General features: G+C 67.8%; 15 protein-coding genes and 1 pseudogene. 12 read left to right on the top strand and 4 right to left on the bottom strand.

Annotation, left to right across the window (positions count from 1 at the left end):
* The 3 genes from queG (at window position 1) to TK90_RS02415 (ending at window position 4593) form a co-directional block, all read left to right on the top strand.
* Window positions 1-1143, top strand: a complete 1143-nt coding sequence (queG, locus tag TK90_RS02425) for a tRNA epoxyqueuosine(34) reductase QueG (protein ID WP_012981903.1) — start codon at window positions 1-3, stop codon at window positions 1141-1143.
* A gap of 100 nt (window positions 1144-1243) precedes the next feature.
* Window positions 1244-3697, top strand: a complete 2454-nt coding sequence (locus TK90_RS02420) for an EAL domain-containing protein (RefSeq protein ID WP_012981902.1) — start codon at window positions 1244-1246, stop codon at window positions 3695-3697.
* Between the two features lie 104 nt (window positions 3698-3801).
* On the top strand, window positions 3802-4593 hold the full coding sequence (locus TK90_RS02415) for a ferredoxin--NADP reductase (RefSeq protein WP_012981901.1): 792 nt from the start codon (window positions 3802-3804) through the stop codon (window positions 4591-4593).
* Here TK90_RS02415 and TK90_RS02410 read toward each other — a convergent pair whose 3' ends face one another.
* Window positions 4594-5199: a DNA-J related domain-containing protein gene (locus TK90_RS02410; protein WP_012981900.1), complete on the bottom strand. Its 606-nt coding sequence runs from the start codon at window positions 5197-5199 to the stop codon at window positions 4594-4596.
* On the bottom strand, window positions 5196-5603 hold the full coding sequence (locus TK90_RS02405; RefSeq protein ID WP_371190823.1) for a YchJ family protein: 408 nt from the start codon (window positions 5601-5603) through the stop codon (window positions 5196-5198). Before TK90_RS02405 ends, TK90_RS02410 begins: the two co-directional genes overlap by 4 nt.
* Before the next feature lie 130 nt (window positions 5604-5733).
* Between TK90_RS02405 and TK90_RS02400 the strand changes: the two genes are divergently transcribed.
* Window positions 5734-6579 (top strand): SDR family oxidoreductase, encoded by an 846-nt coding sequence (locus tag TK90_RS02400; protein ID WP_012981898.1) that lies wholly within the window; start codon window positions 5734-5736, stop codon window positions 6577-6579.
* 288 nt (window positions 6580-6867) lie between these two features.
* Here the strand turns inward: TK90_RS02400 and TK90_RS15485 are convergent.
* Window positions 6868-7151, bottom strand: a pseudogene (locus TK90_RS15485) (hypothetical protein).
* Between the two features lie 433 nt (window positions 7152-7584).
* On the opposite strand from TK90_RS15485, the gene TK90_RS02395 reads away from it, so the two are divergent.
* A complete protein-coding gene (locus TK90_RS02395; protein ID WP_012981897.1) occupies window positions 7585-10362 on the top strand; it encodes a valine--tRNA ligase in 2778 nt (925 codons plus the stop codon).
* 36 nt (window positions 10363-10398) lie between these two features.
* On the opposite strand, the gene TK90_RS02390 is transcribed toward TK90_RS02395, so the two are convergent.
* Window positions 10399-11073, bottom strand: a complete 675-nt coding sequence (locus tag TK90_RS02390) for a YdcF family protein (protein WP_012981896.1) — start codon at window positions 11071-11073, stop codon at window positions 10399-10401.
* Window positions 11074-11327: 254 nt separating this feature from the next.
* On the opposite strand from TK90_RS02390, the gene TK90_RS02385 reads away from it, so the two are divergent.
* Genes TK90_RS02385 through TK90_RS02355 form a run of 7 tightly spaced genes read left to right on the top strand, consistent with a single transcriptional unit; the run spans window position 11328 to window position 17763 of the window.
* Entirely contained in the window at window positions 11328-11600 is a 273-nt protein-coding gene (locus TK90_RS02385) for a phosphopantetheine-binding protein (RefSeq protein ID WP_012981895.1), read from the top strand.
* On the top strand, window positions 11597-12211 hold the full coding sequence (locus TK90_RS02380) for a ketosynthase (RefSeq protein WP_012981894.1): 615 nt from the start codon (window positions 11597-11599) through the stop codon (window positions 12209-12211). Before TK90_RS02385 ends, TK90_RS02380 begins: the two co-directional genes overlap by 4 nt.
* On the top strand, window positions 12208-13548 hold the full coding sequence (locus TK90_RS02375) for an AMP-binding protein (RefSeq protein WP_012981893.1): 1341 nt from the start codon (window positions 12208-12210) through the stop codon (window positions 13546-13548). The genes TK90_RS02380 and TK90_RS02375 overlap by 4 nt, the downstream gene beginning before the upstream one ends.
* 3 nt (window positions 13549-13551) lie before the next feature.
* A complete protein-coding gene (locus TK90_RS02370; RefSeq protein ID WP_012981892.1) occupies window positions 13552-13878 on the top strand; it encodes an ACP dehydratase in 327 nt (108 codons plus the stop codon).
* Complete coding sequence (locus TK90_RS02365; protein WP_012981891.1) at window positions 13875-14774, top strand: lipid A biosynthesis acyltransferase; 900 nt, start codon at window positions 13875-13877, stop codon at window positions 14772-14774. Before TK90_RS02370 ends, TK90_RS02365 begins: the two co-directional genes overlap by 4 nt.
* Window positions 14758-15375: a LolA-related protein gene (locus tag TK90_RS02360; protein ID WP_012981890.1), complete on the top strand. Its 618-nt coding sequence runs from the start codon at window positions 14758-14760 to the stop codon at window positions 15373-15375. The genes TK90_RS02365 and TK90_RS02360 overlap by 17 nt, the downstream gene beginning before the upstream one ends.
* Window positions 15376-17763: an MMPL family transporter gene (locus tag TK90_RS02355; protein ID WP_041444163.1), complete on the top strand. Its 2388-nt coding sequence runs from the start codon at window positions 15376-15378 to the stop codon at window positions 17761-17763. It begins immediately after the preceding gene.
* Window positions 17764-17772: the final 9 nt, after the last annotated feature.

Here is a 17772-nt window from a genome sequence, read left to right as displayed (position 1 = left end):
ATGATTGCCGAAATCGTGCCTGAGCCCCTCGATCCACGCCAATGTGCCGCGCTGGCCGAACAGATTCGGGCCTGGGGCCGCGAGCTGGGCTTCCAGGCCCTGCGCATCGCGCCCGCCACGGTCCCGGAGGCAGATCGCCAGCACCTGGATCGCTGGCTCGAGAAGGGCTCGCACGGCGAGATGGGCTGGATGGCCGAACGCGCCGCACTGCGCCACGATCCCGCACAACTGATGGCGGGTGTACAGCGCGTAATCAGCGTGCGCATGGACTATTTCCCGCCGCGCACACGTCGCCCCGCGATCCAGCTGGCCGAACGGGACCGCGCCTATGTCTCCCGTTACGCCCTCGGCCGCGACTACCACAAGCTGATCCGCAAGCGCCTGACCGAGCTCGGTCGGCGCATCGAATCCGAGGCAGGACCGCACGGCTATCGCGCGTTTACTGACAGCGCCCCGATCCTGGAAAAGGCCCTGGCCGCGCGCGCCGGGCTCGGCTGGATCGGCAAGAACACCAATCTGCTCGCCCGCGAGAGCGGCTCCTGGTTCTTCCTGGGCGAGCTGTTCACGGACCTGCCGCTCCCGGTGGACGACCCGGTCGGCGAACACTGCGGGGCGTGTACCGCCTGCCTCGACATCTGCCCGACGCAGGCCTTTCGCGGGCCCTACGACCTGGACGCCCGGCGCTGCATCTCCTACCTGACCATCGAACTGAAGGGGTCGATCCCCGAAGATCTGCGCCCCTTGATCGGCAACCGCATCTACGGTTGCGACGACTGCCAGCTGGTCTGCCCGTGGAATCGCTTTGCCGAAGTCTCCGCGGAACCCGACTTCGTCGCCCGCCACGGGCTGGATGCCGCCAGCCTGGTGGAGCTGTTCGGCTGGGACGAGACCATCTTCCTGCACCGTACCAAGGGCATGGCCATCCGCCGCATCGGTCACGAGCAGTGGTTGCGCAACCTGGCGGTCGCCCTGGGCAATGGCCCGCCCTCCGCGGAGGCCGAGGCGGCCCTTCGCGCCCGCGCCGACCACCCCTCCCCCCTGGTACGCGAACACGTCGGCTGGGCACTCGAACGGTTGCGCAGCCCCTCGCCATCGCCGGCCGTGGATCACCTCTCCCGCCTCACCCAGGCGCCCGGACAATAACCAGCGACCAACGCTTGCCAGCACCCGCGCGACAGGTGACACTCGGGAGCGGATCCATGTTGCGACCCCCGCACCCTACGAAAGGATTCATCCTGTCGCCATGCCCGATCACCCGGACAGCACCCGCTTTCAGCGCCTGTTTGAACAGGCACCGGAGGCGCAGCTGGTGCTCAATCGAGCGGGCCATGTCGTCGCGGCAAACCAGGCCGCATCACGCCTGCTCGGCTACGCCCAGGACGAACTGACCGGCGGCATCCACATCACCACGATCGACCTCGAGGCCACGCAAGCCGACGTCGACCGTGCGCACGGCCAGCCCGACGAGCGCCTGCCGGCCCGCTTTGAAACGCGCTACCGCCGCCGCGACGGGGCGGAATTCCCGGCCGAGATCAATATCAACGCGATTCACACCGGGGAGGATATCGAGGTCCTGGCCACGGTCCGCGACATCACCCGGCAACAGCAGTCCGAGCAGGCCCTGCACGAACTGGAAACCCAGCTCTCGGCCACGATCCGTCACGCGCCGCTGCTCCTGTTCGGGCTGGGGCCCGATGGCGTTTTCACCCTGTCCGAGGGGGCTGCCCTGCACAGCCTGGGACTGCAACCCGGCGAGGTCGTCGGACAGGACGCACGCCTGTTGTACGCCGACCATCCGGCCATCCTGTCCGCGATCGACCGCGCGCTCGAGGGAGAACAATTCCAAAGCGAGGTCAAGGTCGGCGACAGCCACTTCGCCATCTCCTGGATGCCGATGGAGGTCGCCCAGTCATTTCAGCCAGGCGTGCTCGGTGTCGCCTGGGACATCACATCGCTGCGCGCGGCCGAGGCCAGCACCGCCTCGGAACGCGACCGGCTCCTGACCACGCTGCACTCCATCAGCGACGGCGTGCTGACCGCGGACACCACCGGGCGCCTGACCTATCTCAACCCGTCGGCGCGCGACCTGCTGGGCGTGGACGCCACGGCGGTCCAGGGCCAGCGCCTCGACGAGTTGCTGGAGCTCGAGGACACGCATACCGGCCACCGGGTTATGAATCCGGTCACGCAGTGCCTGGAAACGGGCATGACGCTGGAGTCGCCGGAGCGCGTGCTGCGCCGTCCGGACGGGGCCGCACGCGTGGTCCGTCTGCTGGTCTCGCCTCTGCGGCGACCGGACCACCACAGCGAGGGGGTCGTGGTCGTGCTGCACGACCACACCGAGCTGTGGCGCATGACCCAGCAACTGAACCACCAGGCTACCCACGACGAGCTCACCGGCCTGTGCAACCGCCGCGAGTTCGAACGCCGCCTGGACGAGGCCCTGCGCACCCTGGAGGAGGGCGACACACCCCACGCGCTGTTCTACATGGACCTGGACCAGTTCAAGATCATCAACGACACCTGCGGCCACCAGGCCGGGGACGCGCTGCTGCGCGAACTGGCCGATCTGCTGCCCGCCCATATCCGCGACAGCGACACCCTTGCGCGGCTCGGCGGCGACGAATTCGGGCTGCTGCTGAGGCACTGTCCAGTGGAACGCGCGGAGGCGATTGGCAACAAGCTGCTGGCCACGGCCCAGGGCCTGCGCTTCTCCTGGGAGGGCCGCCGCTTCGATGTCGGCATGAGCATCGGCCTGGTCCCGATCGAGGGCCCCGGCCAGAATCTTCCGGAGGTCCTCAGCCAGGCGGATTCCGCCTGCTACGTGGCCAAGGATCTCGGGCGCAACCGCCTCTATACCTGGAAGCCCTCCGACCAGATCCTGCGCCGGCGCCATGGCGAGATGGAATGGGTCGGCCGTCTGCGTGCGGCGCTGGAGGAGGCCCGGTTTGTCGCCTATGCCCAGCCAGTCAAGCCCCTGAACGGCGCCGATCTGCCACTGGACCATGTCGAGATCCTGCTGCGTCTGCACGGGGAAGACGGAACCCTGATCACCCCGGGTGCCTTCATCCCGGCCGCCGAGCGCTACCACCTGATGCCCGAGATCGATCGCCATGTGGTCGAACTCGTGTTTCGCCAGCTGGCCGATCACCGGGACCGGAACCCGCATCATGCCCCAGTCGTGGTGTCGATCAACCTGTCCGGACAATCGCTGGCGCAGGACGGGATGCTCGAGTTCATCACCAGCCGCATGAGCCAGTTCCGCATTCAGGCGCAGCAGATCATCTTCGAGGTTACCGAGACCGCCGCGATCAGCCATCACGACCGCGCGCAGGGGCTGATCCGGGCGCTGCGCTACATGGGTTGCCGCTTCTCCCTGGACGACTTCGGCAGCGGGCTGTCCTCGTTCGGCTACTTGAAGAACCTGCCGGTCGACTTCCTCAAGGTGGACGGCAGCTTCGTGCGCGACATCGCAACCAACGCCGTCGACGCGGCGATGGTCACCGCAATCCACCGCGTCGGCCATGTGCTCGGGCTGCGCACCATCGCCGAGTGCGTGGAATCCGAGGAGACGATGCACCACCTGCGCGAGATCGGACTCGACTTTGTCCAGGGCTACCACCTGGCAAAGCCGATCCCTTTGACCGATCACCTCGCAGCGCTTGCCAGCCAGGGAAACACCGATAACCAGGCTTGAATCCCGGCCTGACGCCTCAACCCTTCTGTTATCCAACGCTTTCGCCTTGCCTGTTGCAAGCTGTTAGCGTGCAGCCATTCTCAATCGATCAACCGTGGGAACCCATGCCGTATTCGGAAGAACAGATCACCTCGACCCATCGCTGGTCGGACAAGACCTTCAGCTTCAAGACCACGCGCCCGGAAGGCCTGCAGTTCAAGAACGGGCAGTTCGTGACGCTGGGGCTGCGCCCCGAGGGCAAGCTGATCCCGCGCGCCTATTCGATCGTCTCCGAGCCCGAGGCCGAGGAACTGGAGTTTCTGAGCATCCACGTGCCCGACGGCGCGTTGACCAGCCGCCTGGCCCAGGCCGGGCCGGGCGATTCAGTCTGGATCAACACCAAGGTCACGGGCTCGCTGACCTTCGACTACGTGCAGCCCGGACGCACCCTGTACATGCTGGCCACCGGCACGGGGCTGGCGCCGTTCATCTCGCTGATCCGCAGCCCGGAACTGTTCGAACACTTCGAAAACGCGGTGCTGGTGCACAGCGTGCGTACCGTCGAGGAGCTGGCCTATCGCCAGGAAATCGAGTCACGCATCAGCGACCGGCTGCGCTACGTACCGACGGTCACCCGCGAGAACCACGACTTTGCCTGCCCGATCGCGCAGCAGCCGTATGACAACAACCAGCGCGGGGCCGACATGTTCCGCTCCGGCGAACTGTTCCAGATCCTCAACCTGCCCCCGGCGGATCCGGAGCACGACCGCGTGATGCTCTGCGGCAACCCGGCGATGAACCGCGAAATGAGCGAATGGCTGGTCGAACATGGCTGGACCCAGACGAACTACAAGGGGGTCGGCAACTTCACCGTGGAGCAGGCCTTCGTGACCACGATGTCCGACTCGGACGACTGACTACCCCTGCGCCAGCAGTACCCAGCGGGCCGCATTGATCCGCTGCAGGGTGGCCGTGTCACCGCCCCGGTCGGGGTGGTGACGCTGGGCCAGGCGCCGATACTGCTGGCGGATCGCCGCCGCATCGACCGGATCTTCCAGCCCCAGCACCTCGAGCGCCTGTTCGCGCTGCTGATCCCGCGCCAGATGCGACCAGAACTCGCCCAGCAGCGCCTCCACCGCGGCCGCATCCATCCTCTCCAGCCGCATCAGGTCCAGGTAGTAGGCCCGCAACGGATCACCCCGCGCCGGCAGGCCTGATCCCGCATCCACCACCGGTAACGGCTCGACCCCGATATCCAGACAATGGATGCGCAGCCACTCGCCCTGCCCCGCGAGCTGGTCGCGCAGCCGGTACAGGCAGTGGAACAGCACAAAGTGGGTCTGGAACAGGCTCAACGGCTCCTGCAGGCGCGCCGCCGCGAACGGTTCCACGTCCAGATCACGCAGCTGCGCAATCAGCCCGTGCTCCGTACATCCGCGCGGATATTCGCGCACCGCCTCCAACACCCGCTCCAGCAATGCCGCATCCACCGGTGAACCGGCTGGCCGATTCCCATCGATCATGCGCCCGGAAACTCCCCGTCGACATAGACCCAGCGCCCGTCCTCGCGGTGGAAACGGCTGCGCTCGTGCAGGCGCACCCCCTGCCCGCGCACCCGCGAGCGGGCGACGAACTCGACCCAACCCTCCTGATCCTCCGGCCCGCCGGCCCCGGTCGCGCGGATCGCCAGACCCAGCCAGCGCTGGTCCGGCTCGAGCATCAGGGATTCCGGTCGCGTCGCGGCGGCCCAGGTGGCCAGCAGATAGTCCTCGCGCCCCTCCACGAAGGCGGCATAGCGCGAGCGCATCAGCGCCTCCGCCGTCGGAGCCGCCGCCGCGCCGTCCAGATACGGCCCGCAGCAGACCGCCCGGTTCCGCCCGGACCCGCAAGCACACGCATCCCCCTTCCTGCGCCCGGCCTTGCCCAAGTGATACCCCCTCATCGAAGCCCCCGTCAGCATGCCCGAGCCATCGCCCCGGGTCGAACCCCCAATTCGGGGCTGGTCTTTCACCTGTGGAAACGTTAGGTTGCGAAAGTACCCAACAAAACGCTGATTCATGGCCAACATCCTGATCCTGGGCTGCGGCGATCTCGGCTGCGGCGTCGGAGAACAGCTCGCCGCAGCCGGCCACACGGTCTGGGGCCTGCGCCGCCAGCCGGAACGCATCCCGGAACCGATCCAGCCGCTGGCCGGCGACTTCGCCCGCGCGGACGCCCTGCCGCCGCTGCCCCCGGCACTGGACACCGTCTATTTCATCGCCACCCCGGGCGAGTTCACCGAGGCCGCGTACCGCCACGCCTATGTCGACGGCCTGTGCAACACCCTGGCCGCGCTGGAACAGGCCCGCCAGCACCCGCGCCGCATCGTGTTCGTCTCCAGCACCTCGGTCTTCGGCGCCGACGACGGGCGCTGGGTGGACGAGACCAGCCCGGCCGAGCCCACCCGCTTCTCCGGGCGTTGCCTGCTGGAGGCCGAGCAATTGCTGGCCGACAGCCCGTTTGCCGGCGTGGTCGTGCGCTTTGGCGGCATCTACGGGCCGGGGCGCGAATACCACCTGCGCAAGGTGCGCGAGGGCGTGCGCGGTCAGCACGAGGCACCGGTCTGGACCAACCGCATCCACCGCGAGGACTGCGTGGGCCTGCTGACCCACCTCTTCCACCTGGACGAGCCCGAGCCCCTCTATCTGGGCGTCGATGACGAACCGGCCCTTCGCCACGAACTGCTCGGCTGGCTGGCGCAGGAGATGGAGCTCGATCCACCGGGGACGCCGCCGATGCCGGCCGGCGAGGTCTGCGGCAAGCACTGCCGCAACGCGCGGCTGCGTGCCAGCGGGTATCGCCTGCGCTATCCCGACTACCGCACCGGCTATCGCGCACTGCTCGACCAGCTCGCCACCACCTGAGCCACGCTCTCACGCTCTCACGCTCTCAGGCTGGGCGTGCTCGGGCCCCGATGTTTAGGTGGTTACGCCTAACCGTCTGCCCTGCTGTGGCTGGCCCTGGTTCGTCGTTGGGTGTTTACGGTGGCTTCGGTCCGCATACTGCCTGGCGCTGACTCGCCAGCGCGCCGCGAGGTACTTTCTTGCTTGCCCAAGAAAGTACCCAAAGAAGGGCACCCGGATTTCGCCCGGGAACCTCGCTCCGGACGCGCTGGGCCGGCGGCGCTGAACTCGCTACGCCTGCGGCTCCGCTCAGACATCCAGCGCCTTCTTCCGGCCCATCACGCCCTCCGCGAGGGGCTCCATACGGGAGGAGAAGGTCAAAACAGGCGGTATCCAGACACCAGCAGCCAGCCCGCACCCCGTAGGGTGCGGTTGAGCGCAGCGAAACGCACCGTTCCCCGCGCCGTGCGAAACCCTGATGCGATTCGCTCCGCTCATCCGCATCCTACGCCCCCCGGCACCCGCTCTGCGGGTGCGGGGCGCAACGGCCGCAGGCCGAGCGTGCCGAAGATGTCCGAAAATCTAGCCATCATCCACGAGCTATATCGCTGGGATAGCCGTTGTTTTGACCTACCTCCCCGTTGTCGTCGCGCCGAGTGGAGAGGCTTTTCGCGGGAGAAAAGGCGCTGGATGTCTGAGCGGCGCCGAAGGCGCAGCGAGTTCAGCGCCGCCCGCGAAAAGCCTCGGAGCGAGGGAAACCCCGGCCCGCACAGCGGGCCGGGGTCGCGGCAGTCGGGCGTGTTTCTTGGGTACTTCTTTGCACGAGCAAAGAAGTACCTCGCGGTGCGCTCGCGAAAGAGCGCGTGGCAGGCGGCCAGACGAAGCCACCGTAAACACCAGATGCCGAACCAAGGCCAGCCTCCACGGCAGACAGCCGGCCCACGCTGCATGCGCCGGGCGGCCAGCGCGCCGCGCCGTTATAATGCGCGGCTTTCCCTACACTCCGACCCGAGCGCGCCCGCGATCATGGACAAGAGCTTCGACCCCAAGAGCATCGAGCAGACCCAGTACGAACGCTGGGAGGCCGCGAACATCTTCGCGCCGCCGGAGTCGGGCGAGGCCAACTACTGCATCCTGCTGCCGCCGCCGAACGTCACCGGCACCCTGCACATGGGGCATGCGTTCCAGCACACCCTGATGGACACCCTGATCCGCTACCGGCGCATGCATGGCGACCGCACGCTGTGGCAGGGCGGCACCGACCATGCGGGGATCGCCACCCAGATGGTGGTCGAGCGCCAGTTGGCCGCGGAGGGCAAGAGCCGCCACGACCTCGGGCGCGAGGACTTCCTGAAGGCCGTATGGGAGTGGAAACACGAATCCGGCGGCACCATCACCCGACAGATGCGCCGGCTGGGCGATTCGGTGGACTGGTCGCGCGAGCGCTTCACCATGGACGACGGGCTGTCCGAGGCGGTGCGCGAGGTCTTCGTGCGCCTGCATGACGAGGGCCTGATCTACCGCGGCAAGCGCCTGGTCAACTGGGATCCGGTGCTGCACACCGCGCTGTCCGACCTCGAGGTCCTGTCGGAGGAAGAGTCCGGCCACCTGTGGCACTTCCGCTACCCGCTGGCGGACGGCTCCGGGCACCTGACCGTGGCCACCACGCGCCCGGAGACCATGCTGGGCGACACCGCCGTCGCGGTGCACCCGGAGGACGAGCGCTACCGCCACCTGATCGGCAAGACGATCCGGCTGCCGCTGGTCGGGCGCGAGATCCCGATCATCGCCGACGACTACGTCGAGGCCGAGTTCGGCTCCGGCTGCGTGAAGATCACCCCGGCGCACGACTTCAACGACTACGCGATGGGTCAGCGCCACGACCTGCCGGTGATCAACATCCTGACCATCGACGCCTGCCTGAACGAAAACGTACCCGAGGCCTATCAGGGCCTGGACCGCTATGAGGCGCGCAAGCGGGTGGTCGCGGACCTCGAGGCCGAAGGCCTGCTGGAGAAGATCGACGACCACAAGCTGATGGTCCCGCGCGGCGACCGCTCCGGCACCGTGGTCGAGCCCTACCTGACCGACCAGTGGTATGTGAAGGCCGGCCCGCTGGCCGAGCCGGCGATCAAGGCAGTGGAGGACGGCCGCATCCGCTTCGTGCCGGAGAACTGGTCCAAGACCTACTTCGAGTGGATGCGCAACATCGAGGACTGGTGCATCTCGCGCCAGATCTGGTGGGGCCACCGCATCCCGGCCTGGTACGACGCCGATGGCAACGTGTACGTCGGGCGTTCCGAGGACGAGGTGCGCGAGAAGCACGGCCTGGGCGCCGAGGTGGCGCTGGAACAGGACGAGGACGTGCTGGACACCTGGTTCTCCTCCGCACTGTGGCCGTTCTCCACCCTCGGCTGGCCCGAGAAGACGCCGGAACTGCGCGACTTCTACCCGACCAGCGTGCTGGTCACCGGCTTCGACATCATCTTCTTCTGGGTCGCCCGCATGATCATGATGGGCGAGCACTTCATGGGGGATGTGCCCTTCCGCGAGGTCTACGTCACCGGCCTGATCCGCGACTCGGAAGGCCAGAAGATGTCCAAGTCCAAGGGCAACGTGATCGACCCGATTGACCTGATCGACGGCATCAGCGCCGACGACCTGGTCGCCAAGCGCACCCAGGGCCTGATGCAGCCGCAGATGGCGAAGAAGATCGAGAAGTCCACGCGCAAGGCCTTCCCCGACGGCTTCCCCGCCTTCGGCACCGATGCCCTGCGCTTTACCCTGGCGGCGCTGGCCACCACCGGGCGCGACATCAAGTTCGACCTCGGGCGCATCGAGGGCTACCGCAACTTCTGCAACAAGCTGTGGAACGCCTCGCGCTTCGTGCTGATGAACGTCGAGGGCCACGACTGTTCGGCCGCCGCCGACACCGCGGAGCACCGCACCCTGGCCGATCGCTGGATCCTCGACCGCCTGGCCACCACCGCCGCGACCGCCACCCAGCAGCTCGACGCCTACCGCTTCGACCTCGCCGCGCAGACGCTGTACGAGTTCACCTGGCACGACTACTGCGACTGGTACCTGGAGCTGACCAAGCCGGTGCTGAACGACGAGGCCACCCCGGACGCGGTCAAGCGCGCGACGCGCCACACCCTGGTTACCGTGCTCGAGGCGCTGCTGCGCCTGCTGCACCCGGTGATGCCGTTCATCACCGAGTCGATCTGGACCAATGTGAAGCCGCACGCCGGAATCGGCGACGACGTCGAGTTCCTGGTGCAGTGCCGCTGGCCGGCACAGGACGGCTTCCCGCGTGATGCCACCGCCACCGCCGAGCTCGACTGGGTCAAGGACTTCATCACCGGGCTGCGCCGCATCCGCGCGGAGATGGACATCGCCCCGGGCAAGCCGCTGCCGGTGCTGGTGAAGAACTGGAGCGAGGCCGACCAGGAGCGCTACACGCGCCACCGCGGCCTGCTGGAATTCCTCGCGAAACCCGAGAGCGTCACCTGGCTGGATGCCGCCGACGAGGCCCCGGAATCCGCGATGGCCCTGGTCGACGACATGCAGCTGCTGATCCCGCTGGCCGGGCTGATCGACAAGGACGCCGAGCTGGCGCGCCTGGACAAGGAGATCGGCAAACTCGACAAGAACCTCGAACAGAGCGAAAAGCGCTTGTCCAACGAGAGCTTCGTCGACCGCGCCCCGGCCGAGGTCGTGCAGAAGGAACGCGACCGCGTCGCCGAGATGCACGCCACCCGCGACCAGCTCGACGCCCAGCGCGAACGCATCCGCGCGATGTAGCGGCGGCGGTCACCGCACGGTCACCGCATTGGAGGCCTAGCTGATCCGGTCGAGCATCCCCTGATGACGGATTAACCGGGCAAACAGTCGTCCGGTGTGATACCAGTGCAGCATCCAGATTTCCCGCGCCAGACGCACCTGTGGCACCCGGGGCGAGCGCTCGGCAGGGCAGGGACAGACCTCGAGACCCACCCCGCGCGCGATGGCCACCGCACGGGGCAGGTGAAAGCGACTGGTCACGAGCACACAGCGCGGCAGGCGGCCGCCGGTACGCTGGACGAGCAGGTCGCGGGCGTTTTGCAGATTCTCCAGGGTGTGCCGCGAGTCCTCTTCACAAAAGATGCGAGAGGCCGGGATGCCGCGCTGACGCAGAAAGGCCGCACCCGCGGCCGACTCGCTGGGGCCTTCGGGCGATGTGTATCCGCCCAGCAGCAGAACGCGGGCCTCCGGGTCGCGCCGCAGCAGGCGCAGGGTTCGCAACAGGCGCAGCCGGTAACCCGGTCCAGGGCAACCCTCTTGTAACTGCTGCCCCAGGACAATGACCCAGGGTGCTCGGCCCGGACAGTCCAGGCTCCGGACCCACAGATGCATACGCCCCCACAACGCGAGCCAGCTAAGTCCCGCCGTCAGCACAATGACCAGATTGGACAGCCCGAAGGTCAGCAGCCCGTCCGGCCCGACGCGCCGCAGTCCTACCCGACCGCCGATCACGACTCGCCCCCCATACTTGCCCCCTGGCGATTCGCTGGCGGTCGACTGGCTGCCCCCCGTGAGAGCACCCACTCTGCCGCCCCGCCCGCAAAACCGCGTATTCCCTGCATTTGGAGGGTACCACGCCCCCCTGGGGTTGCGTATCATCGGCCCCGGGCCGGGAGGTGCACGGCGCGCCCAGCACCTCCCCAGGGGAACAATCAGCGTTTCCCCGGGAAACGCTTTCGGATTCCGTCGCTATTTAGGGGAGAGACGTGGCAGCACAAACCGCAATGGAACAGGAAGTCGCCAGGCTGATCGTCGACAGCCTGAATCTCGAAGAGGTCAGCCCCGAGGACATCGAGCCGGAGGCCCCCTTGTTCCGCGAGGGCCTTGGGCTGGACTCGATCGATGCGCTGGAACTGGCACTGGCCATCTCGCGGGCCTATGGCGTGCAGATCCGCTCCGATGACGAGAACAATCGCCAGATCTTCGCATCCTTGCGGGCCCTGACCGCCCATATCGAGGCGCACCGAGCCACGTCGTGAGTACCCGTCTCGCCGCCGCGGTAGCCCTGGGCTACCCGGTGGCCGTGATCGCGGGCATTTTCCTGGAGCTGCCGCGACTGCCGCTGGCCTGGCTGGCGCTGCTCATCCTGGTCCTCGCCTGGCCGGTCCTGCCCGTGCTCGGCCGAGCGGTGATGGCCCTGGTGCTGGCCGTGCTAGTGTTGCTTCTGGGTGCCGAGCCGGCCGGGAAATGGCTGATCTACGCAGTACCGGTGCTTATTCAGGGGGCCCTGGCATGGCTGTTTGCCCGCTCCCTGCGTCCGGGCTCCACCCCCCTGATCACCCGGTATGCGCTGGCCATGGGCGCCTCCGACAGCACGCCGGTGCATCGCTATACGCGGCGGCTGACCGCCGTCTGGGCCCTGCTGTGCGGTGGACTCGCCCTGCTGTCGGCGATACTGGCGGTGGCGGTGCCCACCACCACCTGGGCCTTGTTCGCAAATGGGATCAACTATCTGTTCCTGGCGGCGCTGTTCATGCTGGAATATCCATTACGGCGCTGGCTCCTGCGCGATGAACCCCGGGCGGGTTTCCTGCCCTACCTCGCCGCACTGGCGCGCGCCGACCACCGCCAAATCCTGAGACAACGATGAGGGACTCGAACACACTAGCGTTGATTGCCGACCACCCAACGCCACTGGCCTGGGTGGCGGGCCGCCGTGTCTCGCGGGCTGCATTTCTGGCGGATGTCCGCACCCTCGCCCGACGAATCCCGGCCGGCGGAGCCCACTTCAACCTTTGCGAGGATCGCTATCGCTTTGCGGTCGCGTTTGCCGCGATCCTGCTACGCGGCGGTGCCAGCATCCTTCCCCCGAACCGTGCCCGCACCACCCTGAGCGAGATCGCCGAACGTCATCCGGGCGCGCACGCCCTGGTGGACGAGCGGGACCTCAGTATCACCCTCCCCGTCATCCCGGTCACCGTGGACGGGACAGAGCACGCCCACAATGCGGGCGCGACCCCGGAGATCCCGTCGGATCAGATGGCGGTACACGCCTATACCTCGGGCAGCACCGGACAGCCCACCGCTCACAGCAGGAGCTGGAACAGCCTTCATGTCGTGACCGCACAGGCCCTGCGCCGCTTCGGGCTGGATACCGACGGAGGAACACTGGTGGGGACGGTCCCCGCGCAGCACATGTACGGCCTGGAATCCACGGTGCTGTATGCCCTGCTCGGCCCCTGCACACTGCTGGCCGAACGCCCGTTCTTCCCGGACGATATCCGCCAGGCCATGGCCGAGCATGCCCCGGCGAACCTGGTCACTACCCCATTTCACCTGGACGCCTGCCTGCGGGCGGGCCTGATCTGGCCCAGGGCGGCGCGCATCCTCAGCGCCACTGCCCCACTGGAACAAGACCGGGCACAGGCCGCGGAAACACTGTTTGGCGCGACCGTCCGCGAGATCTACGGCTGCACCGAGGCCGGGGCCATTGCCAGCCGCGAGACGGCCCGGGAGCCTCTGTGGACGGTCTATGACGGGATTGCGCTGACGGCCCAGGGCAGCGACCGGGTGGCGGTACAGGGACCCCAGCACCCGGCACCAGTCCCCCTGCCCGACCGCATCGAGTGGGAAGATGCCCAGCGCTTCCGCATGCGCGGACGCCTGGCGGATCAGCTCAATATCGCCGGCAAACGAGCCTCACTGGCCGAGCTGAACCGGCGCCTGAACGCCATTCCCGGCGTAGAGGACGGCGTGTTCATCCCGCCCGATTCCGGACAGGACAGCGGGACCGCGCGTTTGGCTGCGATCGTGGTCGCCCCGGAGCGCTCCGAGGCCGAGATTCTGGCGGCCCTGGCCGAAACCACGGACCCGCTGTTCCTTCCGCGTCCCCTGGTGATGGTGGAAGCCCTCCCCCGCAGCGCGACGGGCAAACTCCCGCGCCAGGTCCTGCTGGACTTGCTGGACCAGCACGGGCAGTGCGCCTGAGCAATGGCACCAATCATTGCCACACGCCGCATCCCGGCCAACCACCCCTCACTGCCCGGGCATTTCCCCGGTCAGCCGGTCGTACCGGGCGTGGTCATCCTGGACACGGTGGACGCCGTCGCGCGCGCAAGCGGCCTGGGGCCGGTGGCCGCCCTGCCACGGGCGAAATTTCTGGCGCCGTTGCTTCCGGAGGTCGATTTCCGGGTGGAGATTGATCCCCCTGGTACCAGCGGCCTGCGCGCATTCCGCGTTATCCGCGACGGTGCGGAGACATCCGAACCCCTGTGTAGCGGACAACTGAAGCTGCACGACGCCGGACAAACGGCGTGAGCCGGGGGTGGTTCAGCCAGGGGGAGCGAGGGTCCCCCCTGGCGCTGCGCATCATCCTGTGGGTTGCCTTGCATCTCGGGCGGCCGGCCGGTCGCACACTGCTCTACCCGATAACCGCCTACTTTCTTCTGTTTGCCCCGAAATCCCGGGGTTACAGCCGGGACTACCTGCGCCGCGTGCTCGGACGCGAGCCGCGCCTGCGCGAGATTGCCCGGCACTTCCACAGCTTCGCAGCCGTGATCCTGGACCGCGTCTTCCTGCTGTCCGGCAAAGACGCGTGCCTGGATCTTCATGTTCACAATCGCGAGATCTTCCTTGAGCACGTCGAAAGCGGCCACGGGGCCCTGCTGCTCGGGGCACACCTGGGCAGCTTCGAGGCCCTGCGGGTACTCGCGGTCGGAAAAAACGACTTTCCCGTTCGCGTGCTGATGTACCGCAATCACAACCAGCGCATCACCCAGTTGCTGGAGGCGCTCAACCCCGAGGTCGCCGCGTCGGTCATTCCCCTGGGCGACACCGAGACCCTGCTGCACGCGCGCGACTGTCTGGAACAGGGGGGGATTGTGGCCACCCTGGCCGATCGCGTGGCCGAAAGTGACAAGATGGTGGAATGCCGTTTCCTCGGGGGCCGGGCCTTTTTTCCCCAGGGCCCGTTGCTGCTGGCCGCAGTGCTCAAGGTCCCGGTCATTCTGTGCTTCGGCCTCTATCGCGGCGGCAATCGCTACGATATCGTCTTTGAGCGCTTTGCCGACGTCATCGAGGCCCCCCGCGGCCGACGCGAAGAGGCCCTGGCCGAATGGGTGCAACGCTACGCCGATCGCCTCGAGACGCGCGTGCGCGAGGCCCCGTACAACTGGTTCAACTTCTATGATTTCTGGAATGACTCGTCCCGCTAAGCCTTGCTGCCGGCAACTGCTCGGGGTCCGGGCGCTGGCCCTGGCGGTACTCCTGCTGGCCTGCCCGCTATTTGCCAAGGCGGAGACCTCCGGCGACACACTGGACCAGATCCTGGAAGCACTGGCCGACAATCCGCCATCACGTATCGACTTTCGCGAAACCCGCCAGGACCCCCTGCTCGAATTCCCCGAGACTCGGACCGGCACGCTGGTGTTCGAGCCGCCAGACATCCTGGAGCGCCGTATGGATGGCGACGGCGGCGAACGCGTGCGTATCGAGGGACGCCAGGTGATCGTGGAACGCCGAGGCTCCAGCCGCGAGGTGGACCTGGACGAGCAGCCGGGCCTGGCCGCGTTTGCCGCCTTGTTCCGCTCCCTTGCCAAGGGGGAACGCGAGGGACTGGAAGAACACTTCGAAGTCGACACCGAAGGCGACCTGGAGGCCTGGAAGCTGGAACTCGCCCCGCGTGACCGCGCCCTTCGTCGCATGATCCTCGGACTTGAGCTCCAGGGCGAGGGCGGTGCCCTCCTGCGGCTGGATACCGAGGAGTCCGGAGGTCGCCACAGCCGCATGCAGCTCGATCCGCAAGACGGCGACTGATTGGTGCCGAATCGCTTCCCCCTGTCACCGGGACCGGCGCTCTGGCTGATCGGGCTGCTGGTGGCAGCCAGCATCCTGCTGTGGCGGGGCGAACTGGTCACTGACCTTCAGGGCTTCACCCCGGAGCCGGTCACCGAGACCGGGGTGGCGCTGGACCCCGGGGGCGGCCCGGCCGGACAGATCCTGCTGCTGGGCCTCGAGGGCGGGAACAGCCAGGCACGCGCGGATGCCAGCGACCATCTGGTCCAGGCGCTGCGCGACCACCCCGCGGTCGCGGAGATCCGTAACGGGCGTCTCGACCCGGATGACCCCGCCCTGGATTTCCTGCTTGAGCACCGCTATCTCCTGAGCCCCGAGGTTACCCCGGAGCGCTTCTCTGTCGACACCCTGCGCGACCAGCTCGAGGAACGTCGGGAGGACCTCGGTAGTGCCGCCCCGCTGATGCCCCGGGAACTGATCGGCCGCGACCCCACGGGCGAATCACTGGTGGTGCTCGAACAGTTGGGACAGGCTGGTGGCGGGGGCGAACGCGACCGCCATGGCGTCTGGGTCGACCCCGAGCGCGAGCGGGCCCTGCTGGTCTTGCACAGCGCGGCTGAAGGCATGGATCTGGACGGTCAGGAAGCGCTCCTGAAGGCGCTGGACGAGGCCTTCGCCGAGTACGCGGACGACCTGGGTCTGCTCGTCGCGGGGCCCGCCGTGATTGCGGTCGAAGCGCGCGGGCGCATCCGGGGCGAGATCACCGCCTTCAGCCTGGCCGCCAGCCTGGCCCTGGCCACACTCCTGCTGGTCGTGTTCCGCCACCCCCACCCCGTCTGGCTCGCGGCCGTTCCACTGGCGACCGGCATTCTGTCCGGCGCCGCGGTGGTGACAATGGTATTCGGTCACCTGCACGGGATCGCACTGGCGTTCGGCATTACCGTGCTGGGCATCGCGCTCGACTACCCATTGCACCTGTTCGCGCACAGCCGGCCGCCCCCGCGTGACGGGATGCGCGGCGTGGCACGCGAGCTGTGGCCGGCGATTGGCCTGGGCGCCGGGAGCACGGTACTGGTCTACGCGCTAATGGCGATCACGGGGTTTTCCGGCATGGCCCAGCTCGGGCTGTTCGTGCTGACCGGAGTTGGCGTGGCCGCGATCACCACGCGCTGGGTACTGCCTCGCCTGATGCCACAGGCGTTGCAGCGTGACGGGGTACCACCGGCCCGCCTCCCGGTACCGGCCGCTCTGACGCAGCCTCCGGTGGCGGCGCGCTGGATCCTGGCCGCCTCCGTGCTGGGGGCGCTGGTGGTTATCGCCAGCACCGACCCGTTCCCCTGGGAGGGCAACCTGGGCGCCCTGCACCCGGTCCCGCAGGAGCACATCGACCGCGACCGCGAACTGCGCCACGCCCTGGGACTGCCAGATATCCGCCATGCCCTGCTGATTACCGCTCCGGACCCCGAGCGGGCGCTACAGGCCATCGAAGCGCTGAACCCGGGCCTTGAAGATCTGCGCGACCAGGGGACGCTGACGGACTACGACCATGCGGCCCAGGTCCTGCCGAGCCAGACCTTGCAGCGCATACGCCAGGAGGCCCTGCCCGCCGCGGACACCCTGCGCGCGCGACTGGACACCGCGGTCGACGGGCTGGGTTTCCGCGCGGATGCCTTCGAGCCCTTTCTGGAGGATGTGGCCCGGACCCGCGACCTGGAGCCGCTCACACCGGAGACGCTTCCGGAAGGACCGCTGCGCCAGACGACAGGGACTCTGCTGATGCCGGACGTGGACCGCGGCGACTGGCTGGCCTGGGTGCGGCTCAGCGGCGTGGAGGATGCAACCGCGGTGAGACAATGGCTGCAGCGGGAACCGCTGGCAGACCTGCCCGGCCTGGCCGATGTGGGCGTGCAGCACGTGGATTTTCTGCGCGCCTCGGAGGACCTGGTCAGCGGATTCCGCGATCAGGCGCTGGAGCGGCTGGCCCTCGGCGTGGTGGCCGTCGCCCTGTTACTGCTGCTGGTCACGCGCGCGCCCGGGCGCAGCCTGCGCATCCTGACCGCGGTAGGGAGCGGGCTGGTCCTGACCGTGGCTGCGCTGATCCTGCTCGGGGTTTCCCTGTCGCTTTTCCATCTGATTGCGCTGCTGCTGATCGTCGGACTGTGTCTGGACTACGCGGTGTTTTTCAGTCGTCCGCTGAGAGACCTGCAGGCGCGGCAGGACACGGCCACTTCGGTCAGCATCTGCGCGTTGTCCACCGTGGCCGTGTTTGGCCTGCTGGCCCTTTCCAGTCTGCCGGTGCTGCGGGCCATGGGGCTCACGGTAGTGCTGGGCGTGGTATTTTCCTTTCTCGCAGCCGCGCTTCTGGCGCAGCCCCCCCAGTCGCGACGTACAGTACCCGCAAATCACTGAGCCCAGCCG

The organism is Thioalkalivibrio sp. K90mix (assembly GCF_000025545.1).
Taxonomy (GTDB): Bacteria; Pseudomonadota; Gammaproteobacteria; order Ectothiorhodospirales; family Ectothiorhodospiraceae; genus Thioalkalivibrio.
Note: the sequence above shows the minus strand (reverse complement) of the source record. Positions and strands in the feature narration are given on the sequence as shown.